Annotated in this window: 11 protein-coding genes; 7 read left to right on the top strand and 4 right to left on the bottom strand. The window is 71.5% G+C overall.

The features are described from left to right. Positions 1-115 precede the first annotated feature (115 nt). Entirely contained in the window at positions 116-2053 is a 1938-nt protein-coding gene (locus tag HEK131_RS23265; protein ID WP_244336895.1) for an acyl-CoA dehydrogenase family protein, read from the top strand. A gap of 3 nt (positions 2054-2056) precedes the next feature. Here the strand turns inward: HEK131_RS23265 and HEK131_RS23260 are convergent, their stop codons facing one another. Next, positions 2057-2515 (bottom strand): lamin tail domain-containing protein, encoded by a 459-nt coding sequence (locus HEK131_RS23260; protein ID WP_244336894.1) that lies wholly within the window; start codon positions 2513-2515, stop codon positions 2057-2059. 200 nt (positions 2516-2715) lie between these two features. Between HEK131_RS23260 and dxr the strand changes: the two genes are divergently transcribed. From dxr to HEK131_RS23230, 6 genes are all read left to right on the top strand, one after another. Next, entirely contained in the window at positions 2716-3984 is a 1269-nt protein-coding gene (gene dxr / locus HEK131_RS23255) for a 1-deoxy-D-xylulose-5-phosphate reductoisomerase (RefSeq protein ID WP_244336893.1), read from the top strand. Then, on the top strand, positions 3981-5285 hold the full coding sequence (locus HEK131_RS23250; RefSeq protein ID WP_217464854.1) for a M50 family metallopeptidase: 1305 nt from the start codon (positions 3981-3983) through the stop codon (positions 5283-5285). Before dxr ends, HEK131_RS23250 begins: the two co-directional genes overlap by 4 nt. A gap of 173 nt (positions 5286-5458) precedes the next feature. Then, the gene (ispG, locus tag HEK131_RS23245) at positions 5459-6616 is read left to right on the top strand and encodes a flavodoxin-dependent (E)-4-hydroxy-3-methylbut-2-enyl-diphosphate synthase (RefSeq protein WP_244336892.1); all 1158 of its coding nucleotides are present in this window, start codon (positions 5459-5461) and stop codon (positions 6614-6616) included. Positions 6617-6813: 197 nt separating this feature from the next. Beyond that, positions 6814-7662 carry a GNAT family N-acetyltransferase gene (locus HEK131_RS23240; RefSeq protein WP_217463349.1) on the top strand — a complete coding sequence of 283 codons (849 nt, stop codon included), beginning with the start codon at positions 6814-6816 and terminating at the stop codon, positions 7660-7662. A 35-nt stretch (positions 7663-7697) separates the two neighbouring features. Then, positions 7698-8228, top strand: a complete 531-nt coding sequence (locus HEK131_RS23235; protein WP_244336891.1) for a GNAT family N-acetyltransferase — start codon at positions 7698-7700, stop codon at positions 8226-8228. A 75-nt stretch (positions 8229-8303) separates the two neighbouring features. After that, positions 8304-10007, top strand: a complete 1704-nt coding sequence (locus HEK131_RS23230; protein ID WP_244336890.1) for a proline--tRNA ligase — start codon at positions 8304-8306, stop codon at positions 10005-10007. Positions 10008-10060: 53 nt separating this feature from the next. Here the strand turns inward: HEK131_RS23230 and HEK131_RS23225 are convergent, their stop codons facing one another. From HEK131_RS23225 to HEK131_RS23215, 3 genes are all read right to left on the bottom strand, one after another. After that, a complete protein-coding gene (locus HEK131_RS23225) occupies positions 10061-10978 on the bottom strand; it encodes an aminoglycoside phosphotransferase family protein (protein WP_244336889.1) in 918 nt (305 codons plus the stop codon). 101 nt (positions 10979-11079) lie between these two features. Then, a complete protein-coding gene (locus tag HEK131_RS23220; protein WP_244336888.1) occupies positions 11080-11574 on the bottom strand; it encodes a ferritin-like domain-containing protein in 495 nt (164 codons plus the stop codon). Continuing rightward, on the bottom strand, positions 11571-12071 hold the full coding sequence (locus HEK131_RS23215; protein WP_244336887.1) for a hypothetical protein: 501 nt from the start codon (positions 12069-12071) through the stop codon (positions 11571-11573). The genes HEK131_RS23220 and HEK131_RS23215 overlap by 4 nt, the downstream gene beginning before the upstream one ends. Positions 12072-12151 lie beyond the last annotated feature (80 nt).

Genomic DNA, 12151 nt, shown 5'->3' with positions numbered 1-12151 from the left:
GAACGGACGCGCAAGGGGTGGTGGGGTGCGCCCGATTCAGGTACCAACGATCCAGTAGCAACGGGTCGGTTACCCACGGTCCGCCAACATCCCTCTTCGCGGCGAGGTGAGCCTCATGTCCGCCCCCACCACTCAACGCACCACCGTCTCCGAGCGCGAGGCCCGACAGGTGGCGGAGGCCGCCCGGGAGCAGAACTGGCGCAAGCCGAGCTTCGCCAAGGAGCTGTTCCTCGGGCGCTTCCGGCTCGACCTCATCCACCCCCACCCGCTCCCCGACGCCGAGAGCGTCCGGCGCGGTGAGGCCTTCCTCGCCGAGCTGCGCGCCTTCTGCGAGACGGAGATCGACGCGGCCCGCATCGAGCGCGAGGCCCGCATCCCCGACGAGGTCGTGGCCGGCCTGAAGCGGCTCGGCGCCCTCGGGATGAAGATCGACACCAAGTACGGCGGCCTCGGCCTCTCCCAGCTCTACTACAACAAGGCCCTCGCCCTGGTCGGCTCGGTCAGCCCCGCCGTCGGCGCACTGCTCTCCGCCCACCAGTCGATCGGCGTACCGCAGCCGCTGAAGATCTTCGGCACCCAGGAGCAGAAGGACGCCTTCCTGCCCCGCTGCGCCACCACCGACATCTCCGCCTTCCTGCTCACCGAGCCGGACGTCGGCTCGGACCCGGCGCGCCTGGCCACCTCGGCCGTCCCGGAGGGCGACGAATACGTCCTGGACGGCGTGAAGCTGTGGACCACCAACGGCGTCGTCGCCGACCTCCTCGTGGTCATGGCGCGGGTGCCGAAGTCGGAGGGGCACCCCGGCGGCATCACCGCGTTCGTGGTGGAGGCCGACGCCGAGGGGATCACCGTCGAGAACCGCAACGCCTTCATGGGTCTGCGCGGCATCGAGAACGGCGTCACCCGCTTCCACCGGGTGCGGGTCCCGGCCGCCAACCGGATCGGCCCCGAGGGCGCGGGCCTGAAGATCGCGCTCACCACCCTCAACACCGGCCGGCTGTCCCTGCCCGCGATGTGCGCGGGCGCGGGCAAGTGGTGCCTGAAGATCGCCCGTGAGTGGGCCGCCGAGCGCGAGCAGTGGGGCAAGCCGGTCGCGCTCCACGAGGCCGTCGGCTCCAAGATCAGCTTCATCGCGGCGACCACGTTCGCGCTGGAGGCCGTCGTCGACCTCGCCTCCCAGATGGCCGACGAGGACCGCAACGACATCCGCATCGAGGCCGCCCTCGCCAAGCTGTACGGCTCGGAGATGTCCTGGCTGATGGCCGACGAGCTGGTCCAGATCCGGGGCGGCCGCGGCTACGAGACCGCCGAGTCGCTCGGGGCACGCGGCGAGCGGGCGGTGCCGGCCGAGCAGATGCTGCGGGACCTGCGCATCAACCGCATCTTCGAGGGCTCCACCGAGATCATGCACCTGCTGATCGCGCGCGAGGCCGTCGACGCCCACCTCTCGGTCGCCGGTGACCTCATCGACCCCGACAAGTCCCTCCAGGACAAGGCGAGAGCCGGTGCGGGAGCGGGCGCCTTCTACGCCAAGTGGCTGCCGAAGCTGGTCGCGGGTCCGGGGCAGCTCCCGTCCTCGTACGCCGAGTTCAAGCACGGCGTCGACCTGTCCGGGCACCTGCGCTTCGTCGAGCGCCACGCCCGCAAGCTGGCCCGCGCCACCTTCTACGGCATGTCCCGATGGCAGGGCCGGATGGAGACCAAGCAGGGCTTCCTCGGCCGGATCGTGGACATCGGCGCGGAGCTGTTCGCCATGAGCGCGGCCTGTGTACGGGCCGAGCGGCTGCGGCGGGAGGGCGAGCACGGCCGCGAGGCGTACCAGCTCGCCGACGCCTTCTGCCGCCAGGCCCGCGTCCGTGTCGACGAGCTCTTCGCCCGCCTGTGGCACAACACCGACGGTGTCGACCGCAAGGTGGTCAAGGGCGTCCTCGGCGGGGCCTACGAGTGGCTGGAGGAGGGCATCCTCGACCCCTCGGGCGACGGCGCGTGGATCGCGGACGCCACCCCAGGGGCGAGCGAGCACGTCAACGCCCGCCGCCCCTACGGCGGTTAGCCGCTAGCAGTACTTGTCGCTGCCGTTCCGGGTCGTCCACGAGCAGGTGTCGACCTTGGAGCCGTTCGACTTGGTCAGGGTCGCCGTGTCGCTGGTGTTGTTCCAGACGTAGGCACGGCGGCCCTGGTACTTGTCCGAGCCGGTGTCCGAGCCGCTCCCGGTGTGGATCTTCATGTACTTCCCGGCGCCGATCTTGACGTTCGGGAACGAGTACTTGTGGTTCGAGGTGTCCTTGAGGATCCACCCCTTCAGCGAGACGGCCGAGCGGCTCGTGTTCTTGAGCTGCACCCACTCGCCGTTCAGGCTGGAGTTGGAGCGGGTGTCCGTGCCGGGGCTGTCGAAGTAGACCCGGTGGATCTGGACACTTCCGGCCGCCTGGGCCGGGGTGCTCAGCAGGGTGCCGGTCAGCAGGGCCGCGCCGGCGAGGGCGGGCAGGGCGGCGCGAAGGCGCACGGTACGCACGAAGAGATCCCCCCAAGGATGTCGTTCACAAAGGCGTTGCACGGGAATGAAGTTCACCCGTTCAACTGAATTGTTATCACAGGATCTTCACCCCAGATTCACAAAGGGAGAAACCTCGCAGCGCACCGAGTCCCCGGCCCGGCCACCCGACCGAGGGACGCGCGGTCCTGACGGTCCCCGCGTGCGGCCACAATGGAGGGATGACCGACAGCCTCGCCAGCCCCGCCCCGCTCGCCGACCCGCACCTCGTGTACGACCCCGTCGCGGGCGACGGCCCGAAGGACGTGGTGATCCTCGGCTCCACCGGGTCCATCGGCACCCAGGCCATCGACCTCGTGCTGCGCAACCCCGACCGCTTCAGGGTCACCGCCCTCTCCGCGAACGGCGGCCGGGTGGACCTCCTCGCCGAGCAGGCGCGCAAGCTCGGGGTACGCACCGTCGCGGTCGCCCGTGAGGACGCGGCACCGGCGCTGCGCGAGGCCCTGGCCGGGCAGTACGGCGGCGAGCCGCTCCCGGAGATCCTGGTGGGCCCGGACGCCGCCGCCCAGGTCGCCGCTTCCGACTGCCACACCGTCCTGAACGGCATCACCGGCTCCATCGGCCTCGCGCCGACGCTGGCCGCCCTGGAGGCGGGCCGCACCCTGGCGCTCGCCAACAAGGAGTCGCTGATCGTGGGCGGCCCGCTGGTCAAGGCGCTGGCCAAGCCCGGCCAGATCATCCCGGTCGACTCCGAGCACGCGGCCCTCTTCCAGGCCCTCGCCTCCGGCAACCGCGCCGACGTGCGCAAGCTGGTCGTCACCGCCTCCGGCGGCCCCTTCCGCGGCCGCACCAAGGCCGAGCTGGCGGACGTCAAGGTCTCCGACGCCCTCGCGCACCCCACCTGGGCGATGGGCCCGGTGATCACGGTCAACTCCGCGACCCTGGTCAACAAGGGTCTGGAGGTCATCGAGGCGCACCTGCTCTACGACATTCCCTTCGACCGCATTGAGGTGGTCGTGCATCCCCAGTCGTATGTCCACTCGATGGTCGAGTTCACCGACGGTTCCACGATCGCCCAGGCGACGCCCCCCGACATGGGTGGGCCGATCGCCATCGGCCTGGGCTGGCCCGAGCGCGTCCCGGACGCCGCCCCGGCCTTCGACTGGAGCAAGGCGTCCACCTGGGAGTTCTTCCCGCTGGACGACGACGCCTTCCCCTCGGTGAACCTCGCCCGGCACGTGGGCCGGCTCGCGGGCACCGCCCCGGCGGTGTTCAATGCGGCCAACGAGGAGTGCGTCGAAGCCTTCCTGGGCGGCGCTCTGCCCTTCAACGGGATCATGGAGACCGTCATCCGGGTGGTCGAGGAACACGGCACCCCGGTCACGGGAACTTCGCTCACGGTGTCGGACGTCCTCGAAGCGGAGACCTGGGCCCGGGCCAGGGCCCGCGAACTGACCAACCGGACGGCAACCGCGGAGGCGCGTGCATGACGACCTTGATGTTCATCCTCGGCATAGTGGTCTTCGCGGTCGGCCTGCTCGTCTCGATCGCCTGGCACGAGCTGGGGCACCTGTCGACGGCCAAGCTCTTCGGCATCCGCGTCCCGCAGTACATGGTCGGATTCGGCCCGACCATCTGGTCGCGGCACAAGGGCGAGACCGAGTACGGCATCAAGGCCGTCCCGCTCGGCGGCTACATCCGCATGATCGGCATGTTCCCGCCGGACGACGCCGGCCGGGTCTCGGCCCGCTCCACCTCCCCGTGGCGCGGCATGATCGAGGACGCCCGCTCGGCGGCGTACGAGGAGCTGAAGCCCGGCGACGAGACGCGCATGTTCTACACGCGCAAGCCGTGGAAGCGCGTCATCGTCATGTTCGCGGGCCCCTTCATGAACCTGATCCTGGCGGTCGGGCTCTTCCTCTCCGTGCTGATGGGCTTCGGCATCCAGCAGGAGACCAACACCGTCTCCTCGGTCTCGGCCTGCGTCATCGCGCAGAGCCAGCACCGCGACGACTGCAAGAAGTCCGACCCTGCCTCTCCGGCCGCCGCGGCCGGGATCAAGGGCGGCGACAAGATCGTCTCCTTCGACGGCAAGCCGACCGAGAAGTGGAACACGCTGTCGGACCTCATCCGCGACAGCGCCGGACGTGACGTCCCGATCGTGGTCGAGCGGGGCGGCAAGGAGCTGACCCTCCACGCCACCATCGCCAGCAACCAGGTGGCGAAGAAGGACTCCAGCGGCAACTACGTCCAGGGCCAGTACGTCACGGCCGGATTCCTCGGCTTCAGCCCGGCGCGCGGCGTCGTCAAGCTCGACTTCGGCGACTCCGTGGTCTGGATGGGTGACCAGGTCGGCAACGCGGTGGAGTCCCTCGTCGACCTGCCCGGCAAGATCCCGGCGCTGTGGAACGCCGCCTTCGGCGACGGGCCGCGCGAGCCGGACTCCCCGATGGGCATCGTCGGCGCCGCCCGCGTCACCGGTGAGATCGCCACGCTGGACATCCCCGCCTCCCAGCAGGTGGCCATGGCCGTCTTCGTGGTCGCCGGGTTCAACCTCTCGCTGTTCCTGTTCAACATGCTCCCGCTGCTCCCGCTCGACGGCGGGCACATCGCGGGCGCCCTGTGGGAGTCGCTGCGGCGCCAGGTGGCCCGTCTGCTGCGGCGGCCCGACCCCGGCCCGTTCGACGTGGCGAAGCTCATGCCGGTCGCCTACGTGGTGGCAGGGATCTTCGTCTGCTTCACGGTGCTCGTGCTGATCGCGGACGTGGTCAACCCGGTACGGATCTCCTAGCCACGCGTCCGACAGGTGAAGCGGCCCGGAACCCGGTGTTCCGGGCCGCCATCCATTGGGTGGGTTTGCCGGGTGGGATGTGCTGGCGGACAGTGCCGTGTCGTAATCTCGAAGCCTGGAGCCCGCCGTTCACGGGACCGGATCTTGATCCACGACTTGGGGTTGCACAGCAGATGACTGCGATTTCTCTCGGCATGCCGTCCGTACCGACCAAGATCGCCGAGCGCCGCAAGAGCCGGCAGATCCAGGTCGGCACCGTTCCGGTCGGCGGAGACGCCCCCGTCTCGGTGCAGTCGATGACGACGACGCGTACGTCGGACATCGGTGCGACGTTGCAGCAGATCGCGGAGCTGACGGCGTCGGGTTGTCAGATCGTGCGGGTGGCGTGTCCGACGCAGGATGACGCGGACGCGTTGTCGACGATCGCGCGGAAGTCGCAGATCCCGGTGATCGCCGATATTCACTTCCAGCCGAAGTACGTGTTCGCGGCGATCGAGGCGGGCTGCGCGGCGGTCCGGGTGAATCCGGGCAACATCAAGCAGTTCGACGACAAGGTCCGTGAGATCGCGAAGGCGGCGAAGGAGCACGGCACCCCGATCCGGATCGGGGTGAACGCGGGTTCGCTGGACCGCCGTCTGCTGCAGAAGTACGGCAAGGCGACCCCGGAGGCCCTGGTCGAGTCGGCCCTCTGGGAGGCGTCGCTCTTCGAGGAGCATGATTTCCGGGACATCAAGATCTCGGTGAAGCACAACGACCCGGTCGTGATGATCGAGGCGTACCGGCAGCTCGCGGCCCAGTGCGACTACCCGCTGCACCTGGGTGTGACGGAGGCGGGTCCGGCGTTCCAGGGCACGATCAAGTCGGCCGTGGCGTTCGGCGCCCTGCTGTCGGAGGGCATCGGCGACACCATCCGGGTCTCGCTGTCGGCTCCTCCGGTGGAGGAGGTCAAGGTCGGTCTGCAGATCCTGGAGTCGCTGAACCTGAAGCAGCGGGGTCTGGAGATCGTCTCCTGCCCGTCGTGTGGTCGGGCCCAGGTGGACGTCTACAAGCTGGCCGAGGAGGTCACGGCGGGTCTGACCGGTATGGAGGTTCCGCTGCGGGTCGCGGTCATGGGCTGTGTGGTGAACGGTCCGGGTGAGGCTCGTGAGGCGGACCTCGGTGTGGCGTCCGGTAACGGCAAGGGTCAGATCTTCGTGAAGGGCGAGGTCATCAAGACCGTCCCGGAGTCGAAGATCGTGGAGACCCTCATCGAAGAAGCCATGAAGCTCGCCGAGCAGATGGAAGCGGACGGCATCACCTCGGGCGAGCCGACGGTGGCGGTCGCGGGCTGAGAAGTCCCATGCCCTGGAGGGGGAGGCGGGCCCCGGCCCACTTCCCCCTCCAGGGGCGCGGGGAACCTGCGCGACCAGCCAGGACGAACCCGCACCCGCCGGCGAGCACAAGGCACCCGAGCTCAAGAGCGCGCCCCCGGAGCCGCGCAGCTATAGTGCGGGGACCAAAGCAGAACCCCCAGGGTGAGGCCCCGCACGTGTTGACCCAGACCACCTCACGGGTGCTCGAACCGAGCGACCTCGACGCAGCGCTCGCCGTCCTGGACCGCGAGCCCGTCGCCAACGCCTTCGTGACCGCCCGCGTCCAGGTCGCCGGCCTCGACCCCTGGCGCCTCGGCGGCGAGATGTGGGGCTGGTACGAGGACGGCATGCTCACGTCCCTGTGCTACGCGGGAGCCAACCTCGTCCCCGTCTGCGCCACCCCCCGCGCCGTCCGCGCCTTCGCCGACCGCGCCCGCCGGGCCGGCCGCCGCTGCTCCTCCATCGTCGGCCCCGCCGAGGCCACCACCGAGCTGTGGCGCCTGCTGGAACCCCACTGGGGCCCCGCCCGCGAGGTCCGGACCCGCCAGCCCCTCATGGTCACCGACCACATGCCGGCCGACGTCACCCCCGACCCCTACGTCCGCCGCGTCCGCAAGGACGAGATGGACACGATCATGCCCGCGTGCGTGGCCATGTTCACCGAGGAGGTCGGCATCTCCCCGATGGCCGGTGACGGCGGACTCCTCTACCAGGCCCGCGTCGCCGAACTCGTCGGCGCCGGCCGCTCCTTCGCCCGCCTCGACCGGCACGGCAACGTCGTCTTCAAGGCCGAGATCGGCGCCGCCACCACCCACGCCTGCCAGATCCAGGGCGTCTGGGTCGCCCCCGAGTACCGGGGCAAGGGCCTCGCCGCCCCCGGCATGGCCGCCGTGCTGCGCTACGCCCTCGCCGACATCGCCCCCGTGGCCAGCCTCTACGTCAACGACTTCAACACCGCCGCCCGCCGGACCTACCAGAAGGTCGGCTTCCAGGAGGTCGGCGCGTTCATGAGCATCCTCTTCTGAGATGGGCGCCGCCGGGCCCCCTGTACGCTCCCGGCATGGACCTCGTGATCGGCACCCTGGACCTCGTAGCGCACGTCGACGAGGCCCTCGCCGTGCAGGCCCTGGCCTTCGGCCTCGGCCCGGACGAGATCGCCGTACGCCGCCAGATCGTCCAGCGCCACATGGGCATGCCCGGCGCCCGCGCCCTCGGTGCCACCAGCCGGGGCGCGCTGATCGGCTTCGTCTACGGCATGCCCAACTCCCGCGCCCACTGGTGGTCCACCATCGTGGAGCCCTACCTGCGCGCCCAGGGCAACGACGGCTGGCTCGACGAGTCCTTCGTCATCACCGAGCTGCACGTCCACCCGGGCCACCAGAACCGGGGCATCGGCCGCCACCTGATCACCCGCATCACCGACAGCGCGGCCGAACCCCGCTCCATCCTCTCCGCCATCGACACCGACAGCCCCGCCCGCGGCCTGTACCACTCCCTCGGCTACACCGACCTCGCCCGCCAGGTCCACTTCCCGAGCGCCCCCAAGCCCTACGCCGTCATGGGCGCCCCCCTGCCGCTGCGCCGCCGTTAACCGATTTCCGCCCGCGCGGGAGCCCCGGCTAACCTCCTAGCCATCACCCACATTTCCGGCAGGAGTACGAGAAAAATGGCGAACGTACCGGTCCAGCGCATGTCCAAGTTGTTGGCGAAGACGCTGCGCGACGACCCGGCGGACGCCGAGGTCCTCAGCCACAAGCTCCTCGTCCGCGCCGGTTACGTCCGCCGCACCGCCGCCGGCATCTGGTCCTGGCTGCCGCTGGGCACCAAGGTCCTCGCCAACGTCGAGCGGATCGTGCGCGAGGAGATGGACGCCATCGGCGCCCAGGAGGTCGTCCTCCCCGTCCTGCTGCCGCGCGAGCCCTACGAGGCCACCGGCCGCTGGGACGAGTACGGCGCCGAGCTGTTCCGCCTCCAGGACCGCAAGGGCGGCGACTACCTCCTCGGCCCCACCCACGAGGAGATCTTCACCCTGCTGGTGAAGGACCAGGCGTCCTCCTACAAGGACCTGCCGGTGATCCTGTACCAGATCCAGTCCAAGTTCCGGGACGAGGCGCGCCCCCGCGCGGGCATCCTGCGCGGCCGCGAGTTCCTGATGAAGGACTCGTACTCCTTCGACACCGAGGACGAGGGCCTGGCCTCCTCCTACGCCCTGCACCGCGCCGCCTACCAGCGGATCTACGAGCGCCTCGGCCTCGACTACCGCATCGTCGCGGCCACCGCCGGTGCCATGGGCGGCTCACAGTCGGAGGAGTTCCTCGCCCCCGCCGAGGCCGGCGAGGACACCTTCGCCGACTGCCCCGACTGCGACTTCGCCGCCAACACCGAGGCCGTGCACTACGAGCTGGCCCCGGTCGACGGCTCGGCCGTGCCCGCGCTGGAGGAGATCCCCACCCCGGACACCCCGACCATCGAGACCCTCGCCGCCTCCCTCGGCGTCCCCGCCTCCGCCACCCTGAAGAACCTGCTGGTCAAGGTGGACGGCGAGATCGTCGCCGTGGGCGTGCCCGGTGACCGCGAGGTCGACATGGGCAAGGTCGAGGAGCACTTCGCCCCGGCCGCCGTCGAGCTGGTCACCGCCGAGGACTTCGTCGGCCGCCCCGACCTGGTGCGCGGCTACGTCGGCCCGCAGGGCCTGGGCGAGAAGGTCAAGTACATCGCCGACCCCCGCGTGGCCCCCGGCACCGACTGGATCACCGGCGCCAACAAGGAGCACACGCACGCCAGGAACGTCGTCGCCGGCCGTGACTTCGAGGTCGACGAGTACGTGGACGTCGTCGTCGTCCAGGACGGCGACCCCTGCCCCAAGTGCGGCGCCGGGCTGAAGCTGGACCGTGCCATCGAGATCGGCCACATCTTCCAGCTCGGCCGCAAGTACGCCGACGCCCTCAAGCTCGACGTGCTGGGCCAGAACGGCAAGCCGGTCCGCGTCACCATGGGCTCCTACGGCATCGGCGTCTCCCGCGCCGTCGCCGCCCTCGCCGAGCAGACCGCCGACGAGCACGGCCTGTGCTGGCCCAAGGAGGTCGCCCCGGCCGACGTGCACGTGGTCGCCGCGGGCAAGGCGCTCCAGACCGAGCTGGCCCTCGACGTCGCCGAGAAGCTGTCCGCCGCGGGCGTCCGCGTCCTGGTCGACGACCGGGCCGGGGTCTCGCCGGGCGTGAAGTTCACCGACGCCGAGCTGATCGGTGTCCCGCAGATCCTGGTCGCCGGCCGCCGCTCCGCCGACGGCGTGCTGGAGCTGAAGGACCGCAGGACCGGTGAGCGCGAGGAGCTGACGGTCGAGGAGGCCATCGCCCGCCTCACCGCCTGATCAGGCACAGCGAAGAGCCCGGCCGCACCGCGCGGCCGGGCTCTTTCGTGCTCTCACAGCCAGGTGGCGAACTCCAGCAGCAGGTCCGCGTCCTGTTCCCGGCCCACCCGACGGGCCCGCACCCCGGACTCCACGGCCCGGAACAGCGTCCAGCCGCGCAGCCGCTCCTGGTCCACCTCCAGCGACTCCGCGAGCCGCTTGATCCGGCGCCGGGTCACCGAGGCGCCCGACGGCACCGCGATCAGGTCCTCCACCCGGTCGCGCACCAGCCGCGCCAGATCGAACGCGCACTCACCGACCACCGGGTCCGGACCCACCGCGAGCCACGGCAGCCGCTCCCCGCCGAGCACCTTGCTCTGCCGGAACGTGCCGTGCAGCAGCCGGTGGTCCGGCGCCCCGGCCAGCAGCTCCTCGCGCACCGCGAGCGCCGCGTCCACCAGAGGCGCCGCCTCGGGGTCCGTCAGCGCATTCGCGGCCATCGCCTCGGCCTGCCGGCCGGTGCGCTCCGCGACCGTCTCGAACCGGTGCGCGCCCTGACCGGCGGGCGGCTCCACCCACAGGCGGCGCAGCGTCCCGGCCGCCTCCAGCAGCGCCTTGGCCTCCGGCAGCGACCGCACCGAGACGTCCGGATGCAGCCGCTCCAGCAGCAGCGCGCCCTCCGCCACGTCCTCGGGTCCGCCGTCCAACACCTGTACGGCACCCAGGCCGCCCCAGTGCGCCAGCGCCGCCCGCTCGCTCTCCGGCCGGGCCCGCGAGGGGGCCAGCTTCAGCACGGCGGGGCTGCCGTCCGCGCGCCGCACCAACAGCACCAGACTGCTGCGGCCGCCCGGCACCTGCACCCGGTCCACGGTCAACTCGCGCTGTGCGACGGCCCGTTCGGCCGCCTCGGGCAGCCCGGCCAGCCAGTCGTCACCGGGCGGCGCGGTCTCCCGGCTCGCCCGGACCAGTCGCCGAGGCGGTTCGAAAGCCATGCGCGAGTCGTTCCCCTTCTCCTGCGTCCATCGGGCCCCTCCACGATGAGAGGCCCAGGGAAGGCTACGCCCTTCCCGCTCGCCGCCCGTCGAGGCCGAGGTCAGGCGGTGGGCGAGGCCGAAGGGGCGGAGTCCGTCGCTCCGGCCCGGCCCGTGGTGTCGTCGGTGCGCTCGGCGAGGCCGGGGAAGGCCGGGGCCGTGCCGCTCCAGCGGGTCGCGCGCACCGCGGCCTCGCGCAGGGCGGCGGTGGCCGTGGTGCGCCGGGAGCCGGTGGAGGCGCGGACCAGGTCGGCGTAGACCCCGGCGAGACGTTCCTCCAGCTCGGCGGCGAGGCGCAGCGCGGCGGGGGAGTCCGCCACCGTGAAGGGCAGCGCGTACGCGGGACTCGCCGCCACCGGTTCACCGCCCAGGTCACGGACCGAGCGGGCCAGGGTGTCGCGGGCCGCGCGGTGGGCGTCGTACGCGGACCGCGCCTCGCCCTGCCGGGGCGTGCCGATCCGGCCGCCGACGACCCCGTAGCCGTACACCGCCGCGTGCTCCGCCGCCAACGCCGCCTGCAGGGCGGTCAGTTCGGCCTTCTTCGCCTGATCGCTCACTTCGCCGCCTCCGTCAGCAGATACGCGTGCGCGGACCCGGCGGCCGACACCGACGCCAGCAGCCGCGCCAGCTCACCGGGCACCTCCAGCAGCGCTCCCGCGCGCCGGTCCGCCACGGTCCGCTCGGCGGACGCCAGCGAGGCCAGCGCGTCCTTTCGGTCGGCGGGCGCGGTGGGAGCGGGTGTGGGTGACTTCTTCGCCTTGGGCTCGTTCTTCCCGCCGAAGGCGTCCCGGTGCGCGGCCACCGCCGCCCGCAGCGGGGACAGCCGGTCCGCGAGCGCCGGGTGCGCGTCGAGCACCGCGTCGTACTGCGCCAGCAGCTCGGTGCTGTCGCGCGCCGCACGCGCGCGTGCGCGGGTGGCCGCCGACGCCGCGCGTGCGGCGGGGCCGGACCCGGACGAGCAGCCCGTCAGCAGGGCGGCGGCACCGGTGAGGGCGGCGAGCAGGGTTCTTCTCCGCGGCCCCGAGCGGGCGCGCGGCGGTGGGGAGTACGGCACGGCAGACGTCCTCGGGGAACTCGTACGGGGAGACGCGGGGGAGGGCACCGGAAGGCGGGGCCCGTCGAACGGGCGGCACG

Source organism: Streptomyces seoulensis (assembly GCF_022846655.1).
Classification (GTDB): domain Bacteria; phylum Actinomycetota; class Actinomycetes; order Streptomycetales; family Streptomycetaceae; genus Streptomyces.
Note: the sequence above shows the minus strand (reverse complement) of the source record. Positions and strands in the feature narration are given on the sequence as shown.